Genomic DNA, 25,912 nt, shown 5'->3' with positions numbered 1-25,912 from the left:
GACGTATCCTCTTTCAATAAAAGGAGGATATTAATATGTACGGTATTATTGCTACTTGGAGAATGGCTTTAGAAGGTATTACAAAAGCAGATGAAATGTTAAAGAATCATGGGGATGCAGGAGATGCAATCGTTGAAGCTGTTAAGGCTGTAGAAGATTTCCCATATTATAAATCAGTAGGTTATGGGGGATTACCTAACGAGGAAATGATTGTTGAATTAGATGCGGCTTATATGAACGGAAATACTCTTTCAGTAGGATGTGTTGGGGCAATCAAAGACTTTGCCAATCCTGTAGAAATCGCAAGAAAATTATCTCATGAAAAGGTCAACAACTTCTTAGTTGGTGCAGGTGCTGAAAAATATGCATCTAAGAATGGCTTTGAAAGAAAGAACATGCTCACTGAACGTGCTGAAATTCATTATCATAATAGATTAAAAGAAATGACTCAAGAAATTAAACCTTATTCTGGTCATGATACAGTTGGTATGGTCTGCTTAGACGAACATGACAAGATGACTTCTGCGACTTCTACAAGTGGTCTATTTATGAAGCGTTCTGGTAGAGTAGGTGACTCACCCGTATCTGGATCAGGTTTCTATGTTGATAGTGAAGTCGGTGGTGCAAGTGCAACAGGACTTGGTGAAGATGTAATGAAGGGATGTGTCTCTTATGAAATCGTAAGAATGATGAAGGAAGGTATGCACCCACAGGCTGCATGTGAAAAGGCTGTTAATACATTCTCTAAAGAATTAATCAAACGTCGTGGTGAAGCAGGAGATATGTCTTTAATCGCTATGAATAATAAAGGTGAATGGGGATGTGCCACAAATATTGAAGGTTTCTCATTTGTAGTTGCAACTCCAGAACTTGAACCAACTGTATTTGTAGTAAAGCATGAAGGTGAACATAGTGTGTTTGAAAAAGCAAGTCAGGAATGGCTTGATGATTATATGCGTACAAGAACAGCCCCATTGGTAAGAAAATAATGAATGAAGAAATATTAAAGGCTGTTGATGAGATTGCAGATGAGATGATTGAAGGCATCAAGCGTATTGTACGTATTGATAGTGTAGAATCTGAGGCTGTGAATGATGCTCCTTTTGGAGAAGGTGTACGCCATGCACTTGATGAAACACTCCAGTTATCTCGTGATCTTGGATTTGAAACAGTGGATGTTGATCATTATATCGGTTATGCTCGTTATGGTAAAAGTGATGATTATGTATGTGCCTGTGGTCATTTAGATGTTGTACCAGTAGGTGAAGGCTGGAAACATCCACCATTTAGTGCTTATGAAGAAGACGGCGTGATTTATAGCCGTGGTATTCTAGATAACAAGGGTCCTATTCTTTCATGTCTTTATGCCCTTACTGCTTTAAAGAGACTTGGCATAAAGCCTGAAAGAGAAGTACGTATCATCTTTGGCTGTGATGAAGAATCAGGATTTGAGGATTTAAAATATTATTTAGATCATGAAAAAGCACCTATTGCCGGCTTTACACCAGATTGTAAATATCCTGTTGTTTATGCTGAAAGGGGACGTGCTGTTATCAAAGTGAAAGCTGATCTAGATCATTTGATTACTTTTATGAATAACTATATCTTAAATACACAAAACAAAGGTGAAAGACTTGGTATTGATTATAAGAATGATGAGTTTGGACAATTAGAAATCCGTAACTATCATTTGACTAAAGAAGATTTCAGCTTTTCTATCAGTTATCCTGCAGGAATTACACTAGAAGAAATAATTGATAAACTCAATCGTATTGAAGGGTATGAGTATGAAGTCGTGTCTCATTTTAAACCTGTTTATTTTGATAAAAAGGTACCTATGGTAGAAATCATGAAAGAGACATATGAATATGTAACGGGTAATGATGGAACTCCAGTTACTACAACAGGTGGTACTTATGCGAAAATGATGCCTCATATTGTTCCATTTGGACCTTCTTTCCCAGGACAGAAAGGTATTGGACATAATCCCAATGAATGGATGACAAGAGAGGATCTTATTACCAATGCAAAGATTTATGCTTTAACACTTTATCAATTATCTAGAAAGGAAACAGAACTATGATTGAAGTATGCTGTGGAAGTTATAAGGATGGCCTACGTGCTTATAAGGGTGGTGCCACACGCATTGAATTAAACAGTGCTCTATATTTAGGAGGTTTAACACCTTCTGTTGCTTCATTAAAACTCTTAAAAAGAGAAACAACATTGACTATTATTTGTATGGTTAGACCTCGTGGTGCTGGTTTTACTTATGATGAAATAGAATATAAACAGATGTTATTAGAAGCAGAAGATCTATTAGAAAATGGTGCAGATGGTCTCGCTTTTGGTTTCTTAAAGAGTGATCATACAATTGATGTCAAGCGTACAAGAGAATTTGTAGAACTTATTCATAAATACCATCGTACGGCTGTATTCCATCGTGCTTTTGACTGCTGTGATGATTTAGATCATGCTATGACTCAATTGGTTGAACTTGGCATTGATCGTGTTTTGACAAGCGGTGGTCAGCCTACTGCGATAGATGGAGCAGATAAGATCAAATCATTACAAGAAAATTATGGTAAGGATATTGAAGTTCTTGCAGGAAGTGGTGTGAACTATAATAATGCATCCTCTTTAATGGAACATACAGGTATCTCCCAGGTACATTCTTCTTGTAAGGATTATGAAGAAGATCCTACAACTTCAGGCAAGTCTGTCACTTATAGCTATTATACTGGCACACATGCCAATGATTATGAAAGTGTGGACCAGGAAAATGTCGAAAAACTTGTCAGCAGCCTACAAAACAAATAAAAGATATATTATTACTTTCTTTGCGGTGTTCTTTTCGGCACTCTTACAGACATTTGTTATTCAGACATTTTTGAATCCTTCTGACCTTTTATCAAGTGGTTTTACAGGTATTGCGATTCTAATTAATCGTATCAGCATGCTTTATGGATATTCATTATCTATTTCCACACTTGTGATTGTACTCAATCTACCTGTCGCAATTGTATGTTATAAGACAATAGGTAAGAAATTTGTTTTCTTCTCTTTCTTACAAGTTATCTTCTTTAGTATTTTCACAAGGGTATTATCATTTGATCCATTATTTGATGATGTGATCTTGAATGTATGTTTTGGTGGATTCCTTTATGGCTTTGCGATTGCGATTGCCTTAAGAGGTAATGCAAGTACTGCTGGTACTGACTTTATCGCTTTATATGTATCTAATAAAATGAATAAATCAATCTTCGAATATATATTTGTTTTCAATGCATTGATGTTATGTGTATTTGGATTCATGTTTGGCTGGATTCATGCGGGATATTCTATTTTATTCCAATTCCTCTCAACTAAAACGATTGACACATTCTATAAGCGATATAAACGTGTGACTTTAGAAATCACTACAATTCATCCTGAAGAATTACGTCAGGCTTATATTGCACAATATCGTCATGGTTTGACTATGCTTCATGGTGAAGGCGGCTATAGTGGTCATCCTCTTACTATGATTCATACTGTCGTGTCAAGCTATGAAGTACAGGATATTGTTGATCTCATGAAGAGTATTGACCCTCATGTCATCATCAATATATTACCAACAGAAAACTTTGTCGGTGGATTCTATCAAAAACCTCTCGATTAACAGGCTTCGGCCTGTTTTTTTGCATGAAAAAACCTCTCAAATAGAGAGGTTAAATGCTTAATTCTTCTATACTACAAGTGTTTTCTTCTTTGAAGTATTCTTCTGTTTCTGCAATGACTTCTTTTCTAAGTCCAATCAAACCGATGAGGTTAGGGATTGCCATGCAGCCATTCACGATATCTGCAAGAATAAAGATAAACTGTAATGACATAAATGGACCAATCGCAATAAGAATAATGAAGATGATCTTATAAATCTTGATAGAACGAATACCTGCAAGATAATACATGCATCTTTCACCGTAGTAGTTCCATCCAATAATTGTAGTAAACGCAAAGAAGATTAATCCAATATTTACAATATATTCACCAATAAATGGAATAATGAGTCCTCTATTAAAGGCAAGTGAAGTAACTGCAGCTCCTTCTAAGCCACTTGTATTTGCACCAGTGATTAGAATTGCAAGACCAGTCATTGTACAAATGACCATTGTATCAATAAAAGTACCTGTCATGGATACAAGTCCCTGTTCTACACATGAATCAGTCTGTGCAGCAGCTGCGGCAATAGGAGCACTTCCTAAACCACTTTCGTTTGAGAAGATTCCTCTACTAATACCCATCTTCATCGCAACACCCATTCCCGCACCAAAGACTGCTTTAATATCAAAAGCTGAGGTAAGTACTATCTTTAATACATAAGGAATCATTGGAAGATGTGTTACTAGGATAAGTACAACACCACCAATATAAAATACGCACATAAATGGAATCACTTTTTCAGCGACTGCCGCAATTCTATGAATACCACCAATTGTGATAAAACCAACAAGAAGAGTAAGAATAATCGCACTGATCCAATAAGGAACGTGGAAAGAAAGATGCAATGCATCGGAAATAGATCTTACCTGAGTGAATGTGCCAATACCTAAATAAGCGACAGCTACACCAAAGAATGCAAATAGACTTGCGAGAAACTTATTGTGTAAACCTTTTTCAATATAGTACATCGGTCCACCAGCTATTTGTCCGTTTTCATCCTTTGTACGATACTTGATAGCGAGAACACCTTCAGCATATTTAGTAGCCATTCCAAAGAAAGCAGAAATCCACATCCAGAATAATGCGCCAGGACCACCTGCAGAAATCGCAGTCGCTACCCCTACAATATTACCTGTTCCAATCGTAGAACTTAAGGCAGTACATAAAGCCTGGAAACTAGATACATCGCCTTCCTGATTTTCATTCTTCTTGAAAATCAAAGAGAAAGCCTTCTTTAATCTTACAAACTGAATAAACTTTAAATGAGTAGTAAAATAAATACCTGTTCCAAGTAGTAACAGAATAAGGGGCATACCCCATACGAGATTGTTGACTTGTGTCAAAAATTTGGTCATAAAAAAACTCCTTCTAATAAATTAGACGGAATTAATAGTGAAAAGTATAAGTCACTGTCCTTTTACCTGAGAGTGTTACTCCTTCGGTGCTCATTATGAGTCTCTCCAGTGATTCGTCCAATAGCGATCCTTTTACCTGAAATCTTCCATCCTTCGGTGTTCTTACAAAGAATCTCTTTCGCTACTATCATCCGTTCTTTTACAAGAAAACATTATAAACAGAGATTATTATAAATTCAATGTTTTTTTATTTTAAAAGCTTTTGTATAATAAGAAAAAAGGGGAATAAATTTATGAATATCGTATGTTATGGGGATTCTAATACTTATGGATTTAACCCTCTTGATGGGGGACGTTATGAAATAAACTGGGTGGATATAGTAAGAGAGAATTATAAGGATGATTTTGTCGTCAATGCAGGACTCAATGGAAGACTTGCTGAACCAAGACAATTCTTATATGATGTCACTTTACGACAATATGCACCGATTGGTTTATTGATTATTATGCTAGGAACAAATAATGTGGATCATTTAGAACCTATAGACCATATCAAAGTAGGACTTCATGTGATGTTAAGACGTGCCCTGTCTAAAGCCGAACATATATTACTTCTTGCACCACCTTATCTACGTAATGATGAAGAAAGATATCAAAGGAGCAAAGAACTCAATAAGAAGTTAAAAGTACTTGCAGATAGCTTTCATGCAGATTTTATTGATGTAGAAGATGTGATTACAGAACTTTCATTTGATGGTATCCATCTTACACAAAAGGGACATGAACAGTTAGGAAAAACAATTGTAGACTATATGAAGAAATCCTTATAATGGATTTTTTTGTATGCTCAAAGGTGCTATACTTCAACACTGGGGGGATTACGATATGACAAAGAATATGACAGAAGGACATCCATTAAAACTCATTATGATGTTCGCATTGCCTTTATTATTAGGAAATATATTCCAGCAAACTTATAATATTGTGGATACTGCAATAGTAGGTCAGACACTAGGCGCCAATGCACTTGCGGCAGTAGGCTCTACTACTAGTGTACAGTTTTTAGTATTGGGATTTTGTATTGGTATATGCTGTGGATTCGGTATACCTATTGCGCAGTCATTTGGTGGAAATAACTTATCTAAGATGCGTGATTTTATCTATCATAGCATTGTATTGACTATTATTATCGGTACTTTATTAACTGTAGGATGCTGTTTATTATGTATGACAATTATTCATATATTACAGATACCAGCTGAGATTGCATCACGTTCCTATATATATTTATTAATTATATTCATAGGATTACCATGTACATTACTCTATAATCTGTGTTCAAGTATATTACGTGCTGTAGGGGATAGCCGTACACCATTCTTATTTCTTGCTTTTTCTGCTTGTCTCAATATTGTGTTAGATTTATTTTGTATTATTATTTTAAAACTCGATGTCGCAGGGGCTGCATTTGCGACTATCGTATCGCAATGTATCAGTGGCATATTATGTCTTATACTCATTAAGAAACGTTTCACAGTATTACATCTGGAAAAAGAAAATAAAGTAATGAAGTCTTCCATCGTTAAGAATTTACTTGGTATGGGACTTCCAATGGGATTACAGTACTCTATTACTGCGATTGGATCTATGGTCATGCAGGGAGCCAATAACTCTTTAGGTGCAACTTATATGTCTGCCTTTGCGGCAGCAGCTAAAATCAAACAGCTTGCCATCTGTCCATTTGATGCATTGGCCACAGCAGCTTCTACTTTCGCAAGTCAGAACTATGGTGCAAAGAAATATGATCGTATCAAAAAAGGTGTCATACAAACTGTTGTTGTAGGTATTATCTATGGTGTGATTGTAGGAATCTTACTGATTTTATTTGGTAGAATATTCTCAATGTTGTTCATTTCATCAAAATACAGCGCTGTCCTTGATGCATCCGCAAAATATATTGCCTATATGGGATATTTTTATTGGGTTCTTTCAATTCTCAATGTATGCCGCCAGACAACTCAGGGAATTGGCTATTCCGGACTCGCAATATTCTCTGGTATCATTGAAATGATTGCGAGATGTTTTGTATCATTGGTATTTGTACCAATAGCTGGTTATACCGCAATATGCTGTGCTGATCAGACATCCTGGATTGTTGCAGCACTCTATTGTGTATTTACTTTTAGTTATTGTTTCAAAAAGATTCAAGAAGAATGACGATATTCAAGAGGTGTCATATGATACCTCTTTTTAAATTGTGTATTAAAATAGCTAGGACGACTAAAGCCACACATTTTTGAAATAGATACAATAGAATAATCTTTAGATAATAATTCAGTGCTATGTACTAAACGCAGTTCATTTAAATAAGCCATAGGAGAAGTATGAAGGTATTGAGAAAAAATACTACAGCATCTAGAACGACAAATAGAAACTGCGTCTGCCATATCCTGGATGGTGATCTTTTGAGATAGATGATCTCTCAAATAATGAATCATTTCTAACATCTTATCGTAATCGTCTAGTGGTTTACTTTCTGGAAGAATTGTACTAACTAAATGGACAAGCTCTGATGCAGAAGAGAGAATTAAAAAGGGATTCATTTCTGGAATATTAAGTAAACCATAGAGCTTAGTAATCAATACATGTATTGTATGATCAAGAATAATGAGATAAGGAGCATGCTCATGATTAAAGAAAGAATCAAAATAACTTAAAAGTGATTCATGCATACTAAAAGTTTCTCTTTCGATAGAGACAGTCATTAAATGGGCTGTAGAAGAAAGTCTTGCATGAATAATATGAGTATTAATCATAAAGGCTTCACCTTTATGAATAGTAATTGATTCTCCATTAATTAAATAGGATACTTCTCCATGAAGACAATAAATGAACTCTAAAGAATCATGATCATGATAAATCATATCATTTTCTGTATTTTCAATATGCTGGGTATGGATAGGAAACATGATAAAACTCCTTATAAACGATAGTGATATTATTATAAGTATAAAATAGGTATTAATCAATAAAAATATACGATATTGATATATATAAAAGAAGATACAATAATTATCAAGTGAAGGTGATGTACTTAATAAATGTAAACGGTGACATTACGTAAAAACAGACTTCAAAATATACAATAATGATATTATAAGATGATATGAACTGATTATAGTTCTATATAATATACGATAATGATATGTTTGTATAGAATGTTAAGGATATGTTATAATTTGATGTAAGGAGCTGATAGGATGAAAGAAGAATTATTTGATGATTTAATATTAGAAAGAGGTTATGAATATGCCCAGGAAGGGGCAGTGGATCATGTACGTAAAGTAGGAGAAGTCATCTATGCTACTGTTCATGGGACAGAGGATTATCATGTAAAAATAGATGATAATGATATGTTCTGTGATTGTCCCTATGCTAAAGAGGGAGCGCATTGTAAACATATGGCTGCTGTTTTGTATTATTTAGACACTCATCCTGTTTATGATGAACATACAATTATTGATGCATTAAGTGAGAAGCAGGCTAAACAACTATTAAAGAAAATATTAAAAGTTCATCCAGAATATTTAGATCAACTACCACAGGTGGAAAAGAAAGTAGAAATTAAAGAAAGTGTGGAAGAAGCTTTTAGAAATCATCCTGATGTTAAATCAGCTCGTGGTTATATTGTGAAATGTATGGACGATTATATGGATATAGATATACTTATTCATACATTTAAAAATTATTTGGAAGATAAGGTCGTATCTAAATCTTTGATTGATTACTATAGTACACTTGATATTAAAAAAGCTATTTCATTTGTGAAATCATTAAAGACAGATAAGCCTTCTATTAAAAAGATGTATCAATCTTATTTGAAAGATTTATACTTAAAAGATAATGATAGAGAATCTTATTTAGATATTTTATGGACACTTGTGAAAGAGGATGGACAGATTGATTTTTACCGTGAATTAAAAAGACAATATTCAAATGACGAATGGGAATCTTTAAGAGATGAACTTCTTAAGAATCTACCTCCTCGTGCAAGACTTGATAAGATTTATTTAGAAGAAGGTATGTATGATCAGTTATTGAATCTTGTCATTCAAACACCTGGCTTGTATATTCTTGAAGAATATTATCATGAATTATTAGACTATCCTGAACAACTATTAAATAAGTATCTAGAAGAACTTAAGCCACTTGTAGGTAAACAGGATATCACTCACTATCTTAAAGAGATAGAGGAGATTCCTGGAGGTATACAGTTTATTTCAGTCAATCGTTTGAGAAAATAAGATGATTTAAGCGTATAAAAAGAGTAGGGAGATTAATCTCCCTACTCTCTTAGTTTTTCTAGGCTCATAATAAAGAAACTGATAATAAGTAGGATACTTGATACCCAGATGACATGAATGGACATTCCTCTAGAGAATAGACCACCTAGTCCTGCACCAAGTCCAAAGAAGAAAATGATACCATAATAGTAGAATGCACGCCTTAAAGAGGCCTTATTATGGGTTTCTGTATAATCAGCCAAAGCACTTGTCCCATTACGAATATTCCCAATACACATTGTAGAAGCATAAGAATAACCACTTACTTTTCTAAATGTCTGTACCTGAAGCGCACAAGAGAATGAGACGAGAATAGTCGCTAAGTTATCTAAATGATGGGGAATGAGTCCGACAAAGAATAGAATCACTATTTCTAGTACAAGTATACCCTGTCTCCAATGCATCTTTTGTGCATATTTAAAGCGAGAATGCACAATATCCGCAATAAAGATGCCGGATGCAAAGGCGATTAAAGGTAATAAATATTTTAATGCAGTCATCCATTCTCCACTCATGATATGATTGCTTAATAATACGACGTTGCCTGTCTGGGCATTAGAATAAACACCACCACGCGCAAAATAAGTATAAGCATCCTGAAAGCCACCAGACATGGCAAGGAAGATACTATTTATAAAAGCTTCAGACATCTGTCTTTCACGTAAAAACCATTGAATAAGTTTGTCTTTCATAACATACTCCATTGTAAATTTAAATCAAATGCATTATACTGAATGAACAGAAATATGTAAAAAGTATTTTTGATATACTGATGATATGATTATTATATGGGAGGATGCTTATGGCAAACTATGATTATTACAGAATATTCTACTATGTAGCACAATACCAGAGCTTCACAAAGGCAGCAGAAATGTTAAGAAACAACCAGCCTAATATCACCCGTTATATCAATAACTTAGAAAGCGAATTAGGCTGCAAGCTTTTTATTCGTTCAAATAGAGGTGTTAAATTAACACCGGAGGGAGAAAACTTATTTGAACATGTGGCAATTGCCCAGGAACATTTAAGACTAGGAGAAAGCGAATTACAGAAAGAAAAGGAATTAAACAGCGGTCTGATCACTTTAGGTGTCAGTGAGAATGCATTACGTATATTCCTTTTAGATCATCTGGAACGTTTCCATGAACAATACCCACATGTTCGCCTGCGTATCACGAACCATACTACACCAGAAGCATTAGAATCATTAAAAAATGATTTATGTGACTTCTCTGTTGTTACAACACCAATAGATCTACCACATTTATTACAGGTCTCAGTACTTGATCATTTTGAAGATATTCTTATTTGTGGGAAGAAGTATAAAGAACTCTCATTAAAACGTCATTCTTTAGATGAATTCAAGGATACACCTTTTGTTTCGCTTACAAGTCAGACAGGAACAAGAAACTTCTATAACCAATATTTCTTAGATAATGGCGTTTCTTTCCATCCTGATATAGAAGTCTCTACAACTGATCAGATTATACCTCTTATTATTCATAATTTAGGTATTGCATTCTATCCTAGAAAGCTAGCCCAACAATACTTAGATAAGGGAGAAGTCTATGAAATCCCGTTGTTTCAATCATTACCACATCGTAAGGTCTGCTTAGTGAAGGATCCTAATAAATCACAAAGCATTGCCTCTAGTAAATTGATTGAATCACTTATACATCGTTAAGGAGAAAAATTATGCCACTACTTATATTTATGATAGGTGCTTGTTTTGGCAGTTTTATATCTTGTATGTCACATCGTTATATTACTCATGAATCAATACTTGGAAGAAGTCATTGTGATTATTGTGGCCATACATTACATGTATTAGATTTAATTCCAGTATTATCTTATATATTACTTAAAGGGCAATGTCGTTATTGTCATCATAAACTCAATAAGAGTCTGCTTGTTCATGAACTGACTGCAGGCTTTTTATTTATCTTATTTTATATTCATGATGGGTTAAGTATTCTTTATTTATCTCATATCGTGTCTCTTACATGCTTTTATATCATTTCTATTATTGACTTACATATCTATGAAATACCTGATATATATCTTCTTATTAGCTTGTTATGTAGCTTTAAGACTATATATCTCAAAGAATCTCTCATTCTCATATTATTTCTTATACTATTTGTTTATCTATTTTATAAAATAAGTGGAAAAGAAGGACTCGGTGGGGGAGATATTAAGATGTTAGGTGTCTGCAGTCTTTCTTTAGGTATTTATCAAACATTAAGTATCTTATCCATTGCCTGTTTCTTAGGAATCATCTTCTCTTTTATAAAACAAAAGAAGATGATTTCTTTTGGTCCTTTTATAGCAATTGGATGGTTAACTATATCTTTATTTGACAGTTTCTTGATCCTGTAATACTATTTTTGTCATAGGGGGACTCTTATGACATCACTTTTTGAAGAAACATTTAATGAACCTCTTCCTTCAAGACTGCGACCTAATAATTTAGATGAATTTGTTGGACAGACTCATCTAGTAGGAAAAGGGAAAATACTTAGAAGACTCATAGAAACTGATTCTATTTCTTCAATGATCTTCTGGGGACCACCAGGAGTAGGTAAAACGACACTTGCAAGAATTATCGCTTCACATACACATTCTTCTTTTATTGATTTCTCAGCTGTGACAAGTGGTATTAAAGAAATAAGAGAAGTGATGAAGCAGGCAGAAAACAATCGTGTCTTTGGTGAAAAGACAATTTTATTTGTGGATGAAATACATCGTTTCAATAAATCCCAGCAGGATGCTTTTTTGCCTTTTGTAGAAAAAGGAAGCATTATACTTATAGGGGCCACAACTGAAAACCCATCATTTGAAATCAATGGAGCTCTTTTATCACGTTGTAAGGTATTTGTCCTCAACGCACTTGAAGAAGAGGATATTGTTTCATTACTCAAACATGCCATTTCTAGTCCTAAGGGATTTGGAAACATGAAGATTGATATATCCGATGATTGTTTACACCTTATTGCATCTTTTAGTAATGGTGATGCAAGAAATGCGTTATCTACTTTAGAAATGGTTATTAATAATAGTGATGAGCAGGATGGCATCATTCATGTTACTAAGACCATTATTGAACAATGTACACAAAAGAAATCTCTTTTATATGATAAGAAGGGTGAGGAACATTATAATCTCATTAGTGCTCTACATAAATCAATGCGTAATTCAGATCCAGATGCCGCTATATATTGGCTTGCTAGAATGTTGGAGGCAGGAGAAGATCCTCTTTATGTCGCAAGAAGAGTGATTCGTTTTGCGAGTGAAGATATTGGTTTAGCGGATCCTCGTGCTTTATCTATTGCGAATGATGCTTATACAAGCTGTCATTATATTGGTATGCCTGAATGTTCAGTGATATTAACGCAGGCTGTTGTCTATATGTCCATGGCACCTAAATCCAACTCTTTATATGTTGCCTATGAAACAGCTAAAAAAGATGCCTTAAAAGAATTATCTGAACCTGTACCATTAGTTATTCGTAATGCTCCTACAAAACTTATGAAGGAACTACATTATGGGGAAGGCTATCAATATGCTCATGATACAAAAGAGAAGATTACGAATATGCAATGTCTACCCGATTCATTAAAAGACAGGGAATACTATCTTCCAGGTACTCAAGGTGCAGAGAAACAATATAAGAATAGATTAGATGAAATTAAGAAGTGGAGAAAAGAAAATCAATGAGTTATTGTGTGAAATGTGGTCATGAATTAATAGAAAAAGAAAATGGAATAGATGGTATGGTACCTTATTGTCCAAACTGTCAGGAATTCAGATTCCCAATGTTTAATAGTGCAGTCAGTGCGCTTGTACTCAATCCCAAAAAAGATAAAATCCTTCTCATCCAACAATATGGACATAAGGATAATATCTTAATAGCTGGATATGTCACAAAAGGAGAAAATGCGAAACAGGCTCTTTTTAGAGAAATAAAAGAAGAAACAGGTCTTACTATTTCTTCCTATGAATTCAATGACAATGAATACTACGCACGTACTAATACATATATTAATAAATATATCGTTGTTGTAGAAGATGAATTATTACAATGTAATGAAGAAATAGATTATGCAAAATGGTATGATCTAAAAGATGCAATGAATATCATTAAGCCTGATTCTTTAGCTCAGGAATTACTTAGAAGATATCTCTACAAGAGAGAACACAATCTTGTTTTCACAAGATAAAAGACGACTATTTGAAGTAGTCGTCTAGTAAGTCATTTTTAATTGTGAATGTAGGGTTTCCCATATAACCGGGAGCCACTTCAAATTGATCAAAGCAGATAACAAGTTCACCTTGTTTATTAATATAGTAGCTTTGATTCTTAGAAATACCTTTAAAACGAGGATTATCATTTTTTTGACACCAGTATACTTTATTGGTGTCTTTTTTCATTTCTTCTTTCATTTGTCTTGTGATTTCTTTAGAAATCACATCTTTATAATCACTATTCTTAAAATAAGCAGAAAGGGGGATACTCTTTCCTGTGGATTTGTTGATTGTATAATAAACATTCTTTGTATAACTGTCTGCTTGCGTTTTATGTAATTCAAGTTTGAGAGTAAAAAGCTGATCTGTATTATAAATCACTTTATGAGTCACAAAATAGTAGCCACCATTCTTTTCTTCTTTGTAAATAAAATTCTTAATAGTAGACGCCATCTTACGATTCACTACATCAAGTGCCTCCTGTTTATTATTATCTGCAGTTGTAATCCATGGGACATGGGATTTCTTCATATCTACAGTAAATAGGTTAGATAGAGTGAGTCTGTTTGGTGTATCAGTATCTTTACTGAGTTGATGATTGATCAGTATAAGTATAGCTACAAGGACAATAAAAGAAAGTCCTATCTTTTTCCAAAATGTTAGTTTATGCATAGTATCACCTAACTCACATTATACACAAAAAAACTGTTCTTGCGAACAGTTTACTCACCAAATGAGATTCCTACAAGCTTTGCGCTTTGTACGATTTCTCCTTCAGTATCTACAAATTTTAATTTACCTGCAGTGGCTTCTAATGGAATATGTGTGACATGATTTCCTTGTAATACAACATATTCACCATAATGTTTCTTGATGATGAGTCTTGCACCTTCTACACCAAAACGTGTAGAGATTTCACGATCATAACTATCAGGATTACCACCACGCTGTGCATGACCAATACATGATACACGAATCTCAGCATCAATTTCCTGACTTAATTCATCAGCTACTTCATAAGCTACAGAACGACCATTTCTTGCAAGTACTTTTGCTTTATAGTCTTTTCGCTTCATTAAGGCATCGGCTTCAGAAATAGCCCCTTCAGCACAGGCAATAATCGCATAGTTCTTTTCGTTCTTTAATGTTTCTTTAACCTTTTTCGCAACAACTTTAATATCATATGGAATCTCCGGTAAGAGGATGACATCAGCACCTGCTGCAATACCGGCAGATAAACAGATATGTCCTACCTTATGACCCATAACTTCAATCACGAAAACACGGCTATGACTTGCGGCTGTTGTCTTGATTTCATCTAAGTAACGTGTTGCAATGGCTGTGGCAGAAGAATAACCAAATGTATAATCTGTGCCCCAGGCATCATTATCAATTGTCTTAGGTAATGCAATTACATTTAGTCCTTCCTGTGATAACATATTAGCACTTTTAATAGAACCATTACCACCTAGTACAACTAAGCAGTCCAATTCAAGTTTCTTATAAGTATTCTTCATCGCTTTGACTTTATCAAAACCGTTTTCAATAATACGCATACGCTTGAAAGGACATCTTGAATTTCCAAGAATAGAACCACCTACGTTTAAAATATCATAAAAATCTTTAGGCTTCATTTTTTTGTATTTTTCATACATCAATCCTTTATAACCATCGATGAAGCCGATGATTTCAACATCTTTTACATTTCTATAAAGAGTTAAAGCCAACCCACGCATAGTTGCGTTAAGGGCCTGACAGTCTCCTCCGCTTGTTAAAATACCAACGCGCATATTATGCCTCCTTTATACTTTTTTTCTTAAAGAAGTATTCCTGACTATTGATTTTCTCCTGTTTATTCTTTACACGTTTATAGGTACCATCATTTAATAAACGTGATGCCTTTACATTATCATGAAGCATAATATCAAACATATTAAGAATAGTCTTCTTAATACGAGGATCATGAATTGGTGCACCCACTTCTACACGTCTTTCTAGGTTACGTGTCATTAGGTCGGCAGAAGAAATATATACATCTGGATTCTTATCGCCGAAGATATAAATACGAGAATGTTCCAAATAACGTCCTACAATAGATATAACTTGTATATTTTCTGTGTAACCCTTAATACCAGGAATGATACAGCATATACCTCTCACAATTAATTGAATTTTTACACCAGCCTGACTGGCTTCTACAAGCTTTTCAATCATCTTCTTACTTGTAACTGCATTACACTTAAATCCTACATAAGCAGGTTTACCAGCTTTCGCAAGGGCAATCTGGTCATCAATCTTTTCAAAGATTCTTGAAATCATACAATGTGGTGCAACTAATAATACATTCGCATTATGATCTGTTTCACCTAAGCATAAATGAGTGAAAAGTTCATTGGCTTCTTCACCAAAAGCATGTTCTGAAGTCATCAAACAGAAATCTGTATAAAGCTTAGAAGTCTTTTCATTATAGTTACCTGTACCAATCTGAGTGAGATACTTGATACCTTCATCAGTACGATAAGTGACAAGACATAATTTAGAGTGTACCTTTAATTCACTTAAACCATAAATAACATGACATCCAGCACTTTCTAATTGCTTAGACCAGGCTATATTGTTTTCCTCATCAAAACGTGCACGAAGTTCTACAAGAACTGTGACATCCTTGCCATTCTCTGCAGCACGAATCAGACTCTTAACAACCTTAGAATTCTTTGCAACACGATAAAGAGTCATCTTAATACTGATCACCTGTGGATCACGACTTGCTTCATCTAAGAATCTTAAGAATGGTGCCATAGATTCAAATGGATAAGAAAGCAGTATATCATGCTTTAATACCTGTTTAATCATTGGTACAGTATTTTCTACAAGTGGAGAATTACGCGCTTCTAATCGCTTATAGAATAATTCTGGATGTCTTGACTTTAAATAATCCTGTAAAGTAAATACAAATGAGAACTCTAATGGGCTCTCTACTTCAAACACCTGACTACTAGAAAGATCCAAGAAATGTCTCAACATATCCACTTCTATCTCTTCTAGACCGGGAGACATTTCCATTCTTAATGGAGCGAGTTTTCTTCTCTGTTTGATAAGAGTTTCCATCATTTCACGATAATCTTCATGTTCCTGTAAAGAATAATCATCCTCTTCAATATCAGCACTTCTTATAATACGAATTATAGAAGCATTCTTTACTGTTTGTCCATGAAAAATCACAGGAAGATACTTTTTCACAATTTCTTCCGCTAAAATGAATTTACCAGGGGTACTTGGTAGGGCAATTAATCTTTCATCAAAAGCAGCAGAACATGAAACAATCCCCATCTTTCTCTTCCCCTTTTTACTTTCTAACTGGGTAACTATATAGAGTTCACCGTTATTAAGGAAAGGGAATGGCTGTCTTTTAGAAACAACTTGTGGTGATACAAGTGGAAGCATTTCTTGAGTGAAATAATGTTCGAGGAATTTCTTATTTTCCTTATCCTTAATATCATTATAATTTACAATTTCTACACCATATTCCTTCATTTTTTCAAGGTTAGTTGCATAGATCTTATCTCTTTTCTTATATAAGTACTTCACTTTTCTCTCACAGGCTTTAATCTGCTCAGAAGAAGTCATATTTGTCTTATTTTCTTTTAAAGCAGGATAAAACAAAGCCTGATCAAATAAGAATCCCATACGCACTCTAAAGAATTCATCTAGGTTCGTCTGGAAAATAGAAATAAAAGTCAGACGTTCACCTAACGGCACGCTTTCATCTTTGGCCTGCATAAGAACACGGTCATTAAACTTTAACCAAGATAATTCTCGGTTATCTTTATATATATTCATAATTTCCTCCATTTCCGTCCGCCTTCGTCGGTCGGACACAAACATACAATAAAAATTTTAATTTATCATTAACCTAAATATTTTTAGGATATTACTATTTGATTTACTTTTTTCATAAGCAATATCTACTATGTCTTTATTTTTTTCGATTAATAACAAATTTTATTTTCACACTTAATCCTCCCGTATATATTCATTATAGCGTTAATTCTAGCATTATACTAATAATAGTGTGATTTAGTTTGAATAAAGTTTGTGTGAAGATAGTGTAAAATTTGTTCATTTCATATCTTTTGTAAGATATATAGTTTATTTTTTGTACAAATTTAGAAAAATGCCTAAATGAACAGTGGTCAGTTTCATTGACTTTTATCCGTAACATTCTAAAATGAGATTTAGTGAAAGAGAGAGGATGTTATTATGAATACATTAGATAAAGTATCACATGCTGCTGAAAGAAAAGCAATGGAAGTTGTGATTGACCATATTGTGAAAGGTTTGGATAAGGATCGTACAGGAGAATATTTGAAGCTCATTGACTTGGCTGAAAAGTTCTATGGTAAAGGATTTACTAAGGAAAGCTATGATGCTGCGAGAATTGCTGTACAGGATCCCAACAATAAATGGGTTAACTATATTAATAGTGTGATTGATGAAGCAAATCCAGAATTCATTAAAAAGACAGCTCTAAATTTAGGTTATGAAGCATTCTTTAGAGGTACAAAAACAATTCGTGAAAACAGAAAGAAATATAACTGTAATATTCCTTGGCTCATTCTTTTTGATCCAACAAGTGCCTGCAATATGCATTGTGAAGGATGCTGGAGTGGTACTTATGGACATAAGAGCAACTTAACTTTTGAAGATATGGATAAGATTGTTACACAGGGTAAGGAATTAGGCGTCTATCTTTACTTATTAACTGGTGGTGAACCACTTGTAAAGAAGAAAGAAATCATTAAGCTGGCTGAAAAGCATAATGATGTAGAATTCGCCATCTTCTCAAATTCTACTTTGATTGATGACGCATTCTGTAAAGAGTTAGTTAGACTTGGAAATATTACTTTCTTATTATCTATTGAAGGAACTCCAGAAACAAATGATGCAAGACGTGGTGATGGTCATTTTGCAGCCGTTATGAAGGCTATGGATCTATTAAAGAAATATGGTATCGTCTTTGGCACATCTATCTGTTATACAAAATATAATGTAGAAGCAGTCACAAGTGATGAATTCTTTAAGATGATTACTGATAAAGGGGCTCGTTTTGGTTTCTACTTCCACTATATGCCAGTAGGAAACAATGCAGTCACTGACTTACTTCCTACAATCCAACAGAGAAAATATATGATTGATCGTATTAGATATATCCGATCTAATGAATGTAATATTAACTTCTATCCAATGGATTTCCAGAATGATGGTGAATATGTTGGTGGATGTATTGCAGGTGGTAGAAACTACTTCCATATCAACTCTAATGGTGATGCTGAACCATGTGTATTTATTCATTATTCAAATACAAATATTCATGAAAACTCAATTCTTGAAATGTTGCAGTCACCTTTATTCATGGCTTATCATGAAGGACAGCCATTTAATGAAAATCATTTAAGACCTTGTCCAATGCTGGAAAACCCATCATTATTAAGAGAAATGGTGAAACGTACAGGTGCGCATGATACAAATATGGAATCTCCTGAAACAGCAGACCACTTATGTGATAAGTGTGAAGACTATGCAAAAGAATGGGCGCCTATTGCAGAAGAATATTGGAAGGATCATCAGCATCCTCATCCTAAGTATGAAAACTATGCACCTAAGAGAATGGAAGAATTAGGATTACATAACGAAGAATAACTATGTGGCAGTAGAAATACTGCCTTTTAGTATGCAATTTAGTTATAGTGCCCTCCAGTATTGGTATTTTACTTTTATTTCTTTGTTATTTAGAATGATGTCATGGAGGTAAATTATGACATTCACAAACAAGGATTTAAAAAATATGATTATCCCATTGTTCTTTGAACAATTATTAGTCATGTTAGTAGGTATTATAGATACTTTTATTGTGAGCTTTGTGGGAGAAAGTGCGGTATCAGGGGTTTCTCTTGTGAACTCATTTAATACAATCTTTATTTATTTGTTTACAGCTCTTGCATCAGGTGGGGCAGTTGTTATCAGCCAATATATTGGACGTAAAGAAAATGATGATACAAATCGTGCATCAGGACAATTATTGATGTTTTCTATTATCTTTTCATTTGTTCTGATGATTCTTGTCTTGATTTTCAATGAATCACTTTTAAGACTCTTATTTGGCCGTGTAGAAAACTCAGTAATGCAGGCTTGTATCACTTATTTAAGGATATCAGCCTATTCTTATCCAGCCCTCGCTATTTATAATGCAGGTGCTGCTTTATATCGCTCTATGGCTAAAACATCTACAACTATGTATATTTCTATTGCATCTAATATTATTAACTGTATTGGAAATTGCATAGGTGTCTTTGTTTTACACGCTGGTGTCGCAGGTGTTGCTTATCCTTCTCTGATTGCTAGAGTTTTTTCTGCAGTAGTGATCACATTCTTATGCTTCAATAAGACGCTGACTACTTATTATGAAAAGAAGCATATATTTGTATTTGATGCTAAGATGTTGAAAAGAGTATTGAATATTGCGGTTCCTAATGGGATTGAACAAGGAATCTTTCAGTTAGTTAAAGTAGCCTTGAGTTCAGTTGTTGCTTTATTTGGTACTTATCAGATTGCAGCTAATGGTGTGGCCCAAAGTATCTGGTCACTTGCAGCCCTAGTGGGTGTTACAATGGGACCCGTCTTTATTACAGTTATAGGACAGTGCATGGGAGCTAAGGATATAGATAATGCACATTATTACTTTAAGAAGCTGATGAAGATCACAGTTATCTTCTCTATTATATGGAATGTATTCATTCTTCTTATTACACCTCTATTTCTGCAATATTATCAATTATCATCAGAAACTAAGCATCTAGTCTTTGTTTTGGTTATTATTCATAATATTTTTAATACAATTGCGTTTCCATTCTCTGGACCACTCTCTAATGGATTACGCGCCACTGGAGATGTTAAATATACAATGATTGTATCAATCTTGAGTACAGTCGTCGTAAGAGGAATACTTTCTATTATATTTGGTATCACATTCAATCTAGGTGTGATTGGTATTGCCTTAGCAATGTGCGCTGACTGGTCAATGCGTGCTATCATATTTCATCTTCGTTATAAATCAGATAAATGGACGCAATTTAGTGTTATTTAGGAGGACTTTATGAAAGATTTAATCGTTGTATTCAGTTATTCTCATGGTAATACAATACATATTGCAAAAATGATTCAAAAGAAAACTGGGGCTGATCTAAAGGTAATAGAAACAATTCAACCTTATAGTGATGATTATGATGAAGTGGTAGATTTAGGCCTTAAAGAAGTAAAGAAAGGCTATGAACCACCTATTAAAGAAATCTCTATTGAAGACTATGATCGTATTTTTCTAGGAACACCTACATGGTGGTATACGATGGCTCCTGCGATGAAGACATTTATTCATATGCATGATTTCAAAGGGAAAACTGTTATTCCTTTTATGACTCATGGAGGATGGCCAGGAAAAGTTATTAAGGATATGAAAAAAGAATTAAAGGATTCTATTATTCCTACATCAATAGAAGTTCAATTTGATTCAAATGGAGGAGATACTCTTATTACTTCTCTTGATACAATTGAAGAATGGATCAAACAACTATAAAGAGACATTTTGTCTCTTTTTTGTGTATAATGAACTAGAGGTGGTCATATATGCAGAAAATAATGATTGTAGAAGATGATGACATCATTGCATCTTCTATTAAGAAACATCTAGAAAAGTGGAATTATGATGTGTTTGTAGTCAATAATTTTGAAAATGTCTTAGAAGACTTTAGACTCTATGAACCATTACTTATCTTATTAGATATCTCACTGCCTTACTATAATGGTTATTATTGGTGTCAGGAAATAAGAAAAGAATCAGAAGTACCTATTATCTTTATTTCTTCTACAAGTGAGAATATGAATATCGTTATGGCGATGAATATGGGTGCAGATGATTTTATTAATAAGCCTTTTGACTTAATGGTACTCACGGCTAAGTTACAGGCAATACTTAGACGTACCTATTCATTTAATAAAACACAGAATGTCTTGAACTATCACTCACTGACTCTTGATTTATTAAAAGGTGTCATTAGCTATCATGAAGACTCTATAGAACTCACTAAAACAGAACTTAAGATCATGCAGATATTATTTGAACATGCAGGGCAGATTGTATCAAGAGATACAATCATGGAAGCTCTTTGGCAAAGTGAAGCTTTTGTAGATGATAATACATTAAGTGTAAATATTAATCGCTTAAGAAAGAAATTAGATACTTTTTCTTTACCACAGCTTATTCATACAAAGAAAGGGATAGGGTATCAGTTATATTATGAAGACATATATTAAAGACCATTATCGTTTCTATCTTGTCTATTTAGTCATGATCTTCTTATTTGATCTGATTCTCTTATTATGCGATGTTTCTATTTCATTGCTTTATTATCCTACCTGTTTATGTTTCTTTTTTGTGATTGTTTATTTTAGTTATGACTATTACAAATATAATAACAAGATCAAAGCACTTAAGTATGCCTTGCATCTAGATCATATTTATTTGGAAAATATTTCGACTCCAGAGAATGCTTTAGAAGACTCTTATTATTCTCTTATAGAGAAGATTATCCAGGCTAATATTGTCCTTAATAATCAAAAGGATACAAATTATCATGAGTTATCTGATTATATGACACTCTGGGTTCATCAGATTAAGACACCCATTGCAGGACTTCGACTACTCATACAATCAGGTGAGTCATCACCACATCTACTATCCATGCAGATATTACGTATTGAACAGTATGTGGATATGATGATGTACTATGTCAAGATGGGACATATGAATCAGGATTTGAAGATTGGTCATTATAAAATAGGGGATATAGTAAATGGAGTTGTTAAGAAACAATCTTTATTCTTTATTCATAAGAAAATATCTTTGAATCTAGAAGAGCTAGATGAAGAAATAGTTACGGATGAGAAGTGGACTTCTTTTATTATTGAACAGATCTTATCCAATGCCTTGAAGTATACTAAAGAAGGTTCTATTCATATTTATATGAAGGGATATACATTATATATAGAAGATACAGGAATTGGTATCAAGAAAGAGGACTTGCCTCGTGTCTTTGAAAAAGGCTTTACCGGTACAAATGGACGTATTGATAAGAAGGCCAGTGGATTAGGCTTATATCTTGTTAAGAATATATGTGATACTCTAGGTTATCCTATTCATATAGAATCTATAATCAACCAAGGAACCACTGTTTCCATCTGTTTTGAGAAGAAACCTCTTATCGTAGAGTAACTTACAGAAATGTAAGATAAGAGACTTATTCTGTAAGGTGAATCAATGGCAGATATGTTTCAAAATAATTAAACTATAGTTGTAACGAAGGAGGAAAACATATATGTCATTATTAGAAGTTAAAAACTTGAAAAAAGTCTATACAACACGTTTTTCATCTCAGCAGGTCACTGCTCTGTCTAATGTCTCTTTTTCAGTAGAAGAAGGGGAGTATGTAGCGATTATGGGGGAATCAGGAAGTGGTAAGACAACACTTTTAAATATTCTAGCATCTCTAGATACACCAACAAGTGGAGAAGTATTACTCAATGGAGAAGATATTACTAAAATCAGTGAAAAGCATATTTCACAGTTTAGAAGAAAAAATCTTGGATTTGTATTTCAGGATTTCAACTTATTAGATACATTCTCTTTACGTGATAATATCTTTTTACCTTTAGTTTTGTCTAAAGAAAACTATGATGTGATGGAAACTAAATTGAATCACTTAGCACCACAGCTAGGTATTGAATCACTACTGGATAAATACCCTTATGAAGTATCAGGAGGACAGAAACAAAGAGCGGCTGTTGCAAGAGCTTTAATTACTCATCCTCAGATTATCTTAGCAGATGAACCTACAGGTGCTTTGGATTCTAAATCAACAGATGATTTATTGAATATCTTTGATCATGTAAATAAAGAAGGACAGACCATTGTGATGGTTACTCATAGTACCAAAGCAGCCAGTTTTGCGAAACGTGTCTTATTTATACGTGATGGACAGGTCTATCATCAGATCTATAAAGGAGATAAGACAAACGAAGAAATGTATCAGGCAATCAGTGATACACTTACACTACTCCAGACAGGAGGTAAGTAATTATGTTTTATTTAAAACTTGCTCTGACAAATATTAAAAAGAATGGAAAAATCTATTTCCCATATCTTATTACAAGTATCTTTACTGTCATGATGTTTTATTGTGTAAAATTCTTAGGTGGAGATAATGGCCTAAGAAAAGACAGTGAATCAGCAGCCATGATGATGGGTCTTGGCGTGTATGTTGTGATTATATTCTCAGTCATATTCCTATTATATATAAATAGCTTCCTCATGAAGAATCGTAAGAAGGAACTTGGACTCTATAATATATTAGGAATGGAAAAGCGTCATGTGATGTTGATCATCTTTTTTGAAACATTGATTGTTTATTTGATTTCTTTAGGATTTGGTGTATTAACAGGTGTTCTATTCAGTAAGCTGATGATGCTTATTTTAGTGAAGATATTGGCTATTCATACATCGATTGTATTTAGTATTGATATGAATGCGATTTTGAACACAACTCTTCTCTTTAGTGTTATTTTCTTTGTCTCATTTATGATCAATGCAGCATCTATTCGTTTCTCTAATCCAATCCAGTTATTAAAGGGTGGACAGGTTGGAGAAAAGGAACCAAAGATAAAGTGGTTGATGACTTTAATAGGTGTTATCACACTAGGTGCTGGTTATGCGATTGCTTTGACAATTAAAGATCCAATCACAGCACTTGTCTTATTCTTTGTGGCAGTTGTACTTGTTATTATTGGTACATATGCACTCTTTACTGCTGGTTCTATTGTGATTTTAAAACTATTAAAGAAGAATAAGAAGTATTACTATCAGACAAATCACTTCATCAGTGTGTCTCAGATGATGTATCGTATGAAGCAGAATGCAGTGGGACTCGCTAGTATCTGTATTTTATGTACATGTATTCTTGTCATGATTTCTTCTACACATACTCTTTATAGTGGCATTTTTGATACTGCGAAAAAAAGTGTTCGTGCTGACTATAGTTATAAAGTAGGGGATATGGAAAAGGTGAACATGGATGAAGAAATCATCAACCTTGAAAAGGACATTAAAACATCTCTTGCTTCTAAAAATATCGATATTTCTCGAATGGCTTCTTTAAAGTATTGTCATGTATTGGCTTCTCAAAATGGTACAGTCTTCACTGCGCCAGGAGAAGGTGGTAATAATAAGATTCTTACAATTCTTGGAATGACATTAGCTGATTACAATCGTATTTATAATCATCATGTCACTTTAAATGATCATGAAGTGCTTTATAATTCTAATTATCATTTTAATCATGATTCAATGATGTTGAATAATCAATTGTATTCATTGAAGATGGTTAAGAATGATCCTTGGTTTGTAAAGGATGATATTGCGAATGTAGATTCAGATAGTATCACATTTGTATTCAAGGATGATGCAGCCTTAAAACAGGCACTTACATTTGAACATCGTTCTTCCCCTTCTTATGTTTATGAAATATTAGTGGATTATAAAGGTGGTTATTTCAATTCAAAGGCTGAAGAAGTCATGCGTAAAACAACACAGAACTTCACTTTGAAAGTCAGTGAAAAGAATGATGGTGAAATCAGTTGTTCTAATATGACTCGCTATGAAAACTACCAGGAATTTAGTCAGATGTATGGTTCATTATTATTCTTAGGAATCTTTCTAGGTGTACTCTTTATGATGGCAGCAGTATTGATTATGTATTATAAGCAGTTATCTGAAGGCTATGAAGATCAGAAAAGATATGAAATACTGCAGAACGTAGGATTGAGTAAAAAAGAAGTCAGACAGGCTGTATCTTCACAGGTATTGATTTTCTTCTTTCTTCCTCTTGTAGTTGCTGTGATTCATATGTCCATGGCATATAATATGATCTTAAAGATGTTTAAGGTAATGATTCTTAGTGCCCCTCAGACATTTATTACATGTACTGTTGTATCAGTGATAGTACTTACTATTTGTTATACTATTGTTTATTTCTGTACAAGTCGTACATATTATAAAATTGTAAGAAAAAAATAAAAAAGGCTTTCGACAATGTCATTAAGTTAATAATGCTAGAATTTAAGTCAGATGATATATCAGCAGATATATTATTCTGACTT

24 protein-coding genes and 1 riboswitch are annotated in these 25,912 nt (G+C 33.8%); of the genes, 18 read left to right on the top strand and 6 right to left on the bottom strand.

Annotated elements, in window-relative coordinates; all coding sequences use genetic code 11:
• Nucleotides 1-35: 35 nt before the first annotated feature.
• The 4 genes from ACFOZZ_RS11970 to ACFOZZ_RS11955 are packed head-to-tail and all read left to right on the top strand — an operon-like array spanning nt 36 to nt 3,661.
• Nucleotides 36-989, top strand: coding sequence for a N(4)-(beta-N-acetylglucosaminyl)-L-asparaginase (locus tag ACFOZZ_RS11970; protein ID WP_055289029.1), 954 nt, complete (start codon nt 36-38; stop codon nt 987-989).
• Complete coding sequence (locus ACFOZZ_RS11965) at nt 989-2,083, top strand: Sapep family Mn(2+)-dependent dipeptidase (protein WP_376815314.1); 1,095 nt, start codon at nt 989-991, stop codon at nt 2,081-2,083. The genes ACFOZZ_RS11970 and ACFOZZ_RS11965 overlap by 1 nt, the downstream gene beginning before the upstream one ends.
• Nucleotides 2,080-2,820, top strand: a complete 741-nt coding sequence (locus tag ACFOZZ_RS11960) for a copper homeostasis protein CutC (protein WP_055289033.1) — start codon at nt 2,080-2,082, stop codon at nt 2,818-2,820. Before ACFOZZ_RS11965 ends, ACFOZZ_RS11960 begins: the two co-directional genes overlap by 4 nt.
• Nucleotides 2,783-3,661 carry a YitT family protein gene (locus ACFOZZ_RS11955; protein WP_376815313.1) on the top strand — a complete coding sequence of 293 codons (879 nt, stop codon included), beginning with the start codon at nt 2,783-2,785 and terminating at the stop codon, nt 3,659-3,661. Before ACFOZZ_RS11960 ends, ACFOZZ_RS11955 begins: the two co-directional genes overlap by 38 nt.
• A 49-nt stretch (nt 3,662-3,710) precedes the next feature.
• Here ACFOZZ_RS11955 and ACFOZZ_RS11950 read toward each other — a convergent pair whose 3' ends face one another.
• Nucleotides 3,711-5,057, bottom strand: coding sequence for an alanine/glycine:cation symporter family protein (locus ACFOZZ_RS11950; RefSeq protein WP_279147529.1), 1,347 nt, complete (start codon nt 5,055-5,057; stop codon nt 3,711-3,713).
• A 44-nt stretch (nt 5,058-5,101) separates the two neighbouring features.
• Nucleotides 5,102-5,176, bottom strand: a riboswitch (glycine riboswitch).
• A gap of 174 nt (nt 5,177-5,350) precedes the next feature.
• Here ACFOZZ_RS11950 and ACFOZZ_RS11945 point away from each other — a divergent pair.
• Entirely contained in the window at nt 5,351-5,887 is a 537-nt protein-coding gene (locus ACFOZZ_RS11945) for a GDSL-type esterase/lipase family protein (RefSeq protein ID WP_055289037.1), read from the top strand.
• 55 nt (nt 5,888-5,942) lie between these two features.
• Nucleotides 5,943-7,274: an MATE family efflux transporter gene (locus tag ACFOZZ_RS11940; protein WP_376815312.1), complete on the top strand. Its 1,332-nt coding sequence runs from the start codon at nt 5,943-5,945 to the stop codon at nt 7,272-7,274.
• On the opposite strand, the gene ACFOZZ_RS11935 is transcribed toward ACFOZZ_RS11940, so the two are convergent.
• The gene (locus tag ACFOZZ_RS11935; RefSeq protein ID WP_279068651.1) at nt 7,262-8,026 is read right to left on the bottom strand and encodes a helix-turn-helix transcriptional regulator; all 765 of its coding nucleotides are present in this window, start codon (nt 8,024-8,026) and stop codon (nt 7,262-7,264) included. The genes ACFOZZ_RS11940 and ACFOZZ_RS11935 overlap by 13 nt on opposite strands.
• Before the next feature lie 291 nt (nt 8,027-8,317).
• Between ACFOZZ_RS11935 and ACFOZZ_RS11930 the strand changes: the two genes are divergently transcribed.
• Nucleotides 8,318-9,361 (top strand): SWIM zinc finger family protein, encoded by a 1,044-nt coding sequence (locus ACFOZZ_RS11930; RefSeq protein WP_376815311.1) that lies wholly within the window; start codon nt 8,318-8,320, stop codon nt 9,359-9,361.
• Between the two features lie 41 nt (nt 9,362-9,402).
• Here the strand turns inward: ACFOZZ_RS11930 and ACFOZZ_RS11925 are convergent, their stop codons facing one another.
• Nucleotides 9,403-10,092 carry a YoaK family protein gene (locus ACFOZZ_RS11925; RefSeq protein ID WP_320803524.1) on the bottom strand — a complete coding sequence of 230 codons (690 nt, stop codon included), beginning with the start codon at nt 10,090-10,092 and terminating at the stop codon, nt 9,403-9,405.
• Between the two features lie 110 nt (nt 10,093-10,202).
• On the opposite strand from ACFOZZ_RS11925, the gene ACFOZZ_RS11920 reads away from it, so the two are divergent.
• Genes ACFOZZ_RS11920 through ACFOZZ_RS11905 form a run of 4 tightly spaced genes read left to right on the top strand, consistent with a single transcriptional unit; the run spans nt 10,203 to nt 13,623 of the window.
• Complete coding sequence (locus tag ACFOZZ_RS11920) at nt 10,203-11,087, top strand: LysR family transcriptional regulator (RefSeq protein WP_278780111.1); 885 nt, start codon at nt 10,203-10,205, stop codon at nt 11,085-11,087.
• Between the two features lie 11 nt (nt 11,088-11,098).
• Nucleotides 11,099-11,782 (top strand): prepilin peptidase, encoded by a 684-nt coding sequence (locus ACFOZZ_RS11915; RefSeq protein ID WP_376815310.1) that lies wholly within the window; start codon nt 11,099-11,101, stop codon nt 11,780-11,782.
• A 27-nt stretch (nt 11,783-11,809) separates the two neighbouring features.
• Nucleotides 11,810-13,120, top strand: coding sequence for a replication-associated recombination protein A (locus ACFOZZ_RS11910; RefSeq protein ID WP_376815309.1), 1,311 nt, complete (start codon nt 11,810-11,812; stop codon nt 13,118-13,120).
• Nucleotides 13,117-13,623 (top strand): NAD(+) diphosphatase, encoded by a 507-nt coding sequence (locus tag ACFOZZ_RS11905; RefSeq protein ID WP_376815308.1) that lies wholly within the window; start codon nt 13,117-13,119, stop codon nt 13,621-13,623. The genes ACFOZZ_RS11910 and ACFOZZ_RS11905 overlap by 4 nt, the downstream gene beginning before the upstream one ends.
• Before the next feature lie 7 nt (nt 13,624-13,630).
• Here the strand turns inward: ACFOZZ_RS11905 and ACFOZZ_RS11900 are convergent, their stop codons facing one another.
• The 3 genes from ACFOZZ_RS11900 to ppk1 are packed head-to-tail and all read right to left on the bottom strand — an operon-like array spanning nt 13,631 to nt 17,488.
• Nucleotides 13,631-14,320, bottom strand: coding sequence for an RsiV family protein (locus tag ACFOZZ_RS11900; protein WP_376815307.1), 690 nt, complete (start codon nt 14,318-14,320; stop codon nt 13,631-13,633).
• Between the two features lie 50 nt (nt 14,321-14,370).
• Nucleotides 14,371-15,438 (bottom strand): 6-phosphofructokinase, encoded by a 1,068-nt coding sequence (locus ACFOZZ_RS11895; protein WP_055233531.1) that lies wholly within the window; start codon nt 15,436-15,438, stop codon nt 14,371-14,373.
• A gap of 1 nt (nt 15,439) precedes the next feature.
• Nucleotides 15,440-17,488 carry a polyphosphate kinase 1 gene (ppk1, locus tag ACFOZZ_RS11890; protein WP_376815306.1) on the bottom strand — a complete coding sequence of 683 codons (2,049 nt, stop codon included), beginning with the start codon at nt 17,486-17,488 and terminating at the stop codon, nt 15,440-15,442.
• A 420-nt stretch (nt 17,489-17,908) separates the two neighbouring features.
• Here ppk1 and ACFOZZ_RS11885 point away from each other — a divergent pair, with 420 nt between their 5' ends.
• The 7 genes from ACFOZZ_RS11885 to ACFOZZ_RS11855 all read left to right on the top strand — a co-directional run bounded on the left by ACFOZZ_RS11885 (nt 17,909) and on the right by ACFOZZ_RS11855 (nt 25,829).
• Nucleotides 17,909-19,348, top strand: coding sequence for a radical SAM protein (locus ACFOZZ_RS11885; protein ID WP_278779067.1), 1,440 nt, complete (start codon nt 17,909-17,911; stop codon nt 19,346-19,348).
• Between the two features lie 115 nt (nt 19,349-19,463).
• Entirely contained in the window at nt 19,464-20,792 is a 1,329-nt protein-coding gene (locus ACFOZZ_RS11880; protein ID WP_278860519.1) for an MATE family efflux transporter, read from the top strand.
• A gap of 9 nt (nt 20,793-20,801) precedes the next feature.
• Complete coding sequence (locus ACFOZZ_RS11875; protein ID WP_055289050.1) at nt 20,802-21,278, top strand: flavodoxin; 477 nt, start codon at nt 20,802-20,804, stop codon at nt 21,276-21,278.
• Between the two features lie 50 nt (nt 21,279-21,328).
• On the top strand, nt 21,329-22,015 hold the full coding sequence (locus tag ACFOZZ_RS11870) for a response regulator transcription factor (protein ID WP_376815305.1): 687 nt from the start codon (nt 21,329-21,331) through the stop codon (nt 22,013-22,015).
• On the top strand, nt 21,999-22,973 hold the full coding sequence (locus tag ACFOZZ_RS11865) for a sensor histidine kinase (RefSeq protein ID WP_147556590.1): 975 nt from the start codon (nt 21,999-22,001) through the stop codon (nt 22,971-22,973). Before ACFOZZ_RS11870 ends, ACFOZZ_RS11865 begins: the two co-directional genes overlap by 17 nt.
• Nucleotides 22,974-23,076: 103 nt before the next feature.
• The gene (locus tag ACFOZZ_RS11860; RefSeq protein ID WP_006505584.1) at nt 23,077-23,835 is read left to right on the top strand and encodes an ABC transporter ATP-binding protein; all 759 of its coding nucleotides are present in this window, start codon (nt 23,077-23,079) and stop codon (nt 23,833-23,835) included.
• Between the two features lie 2 nt (nt 23,836-23,837).
• The gene (locus tag ACFOZZ_RS11855; RefSeq protein ID WP_376815304.1) at nt 23,838-25,829 is read left to right on the top strand and encodes an FtsX-like permease family protein; all 1,992 of its coding nucleotides are present in this window, start codon (nt 23,838-23,840) and stop codon (nt 25,827-25,829) included.
• The last annotated feature ends 83 nt before the right edge of the window (nt 25,830-25,912 follow it).

The organism is Catenibacterium sp. GCM10023432 (genome assembly GCF_042651925.1).
GTDB classification, from domain to species: Bacteria; Bacillota_I; Bacilli_A; order Erysipelotrichales; family Coprobacillaceae; genus Catenibacterium; species Catenibacterium mitsuoka.
This window is presented reverse-complemented; position numbering and strand designations above follow the sequence as displayed.